The 259-nt window shown below is 26.6% G+C and carries 1 protein-coding gene; it reads right to left on the bottom strand.

Annotated elements, in window-relative coordinates:
* Positions 1 to 72: 72 nt before the first annotated feature.
* Positions 73 to 259: hypothetical protein (locus tag AOA59_RS32935; protein WP_218212233.1), on the bottom strand; the 187-nt coding region annotated here is incomplete at its 5' end.

A 259-nucleotide genomic window follows, 5' to 3' on the forward strand; every position in this document is an offset into this window, starting at 1 on the left:
GATAAAAAGCAATCAATATGAATATTCCTAATAAAATTAAATGAAGGTATTCCATCAAATCAAGTCCTTCCTTTATGAACCTAACCAAACTCTTTCATAGGATGTTTTTTGTATTTCATGCTTTATTTCAAAAAACGGAAATGGTATAACCATTTCGTATTCAACAGTAACTAAAATAAAGTTTGATTCTTCTTTAAATGGATTGGGTATTTGTACTAAATCAGAATTGTGTGGAATTACTATTTTTTCTTTATCAACT

Origin of the sequence: Pseudomonas sp. 2822-15, from assembly GCF_002742515.1 — a bacterium.
Classification (GTDB): Bacteria; Pseudomonadota; Gammaproteobacteria; order Pseudomonadales; family Pseudomonadaceae; genus Aquipseudomonas; species Aquipseudomonas salomonii.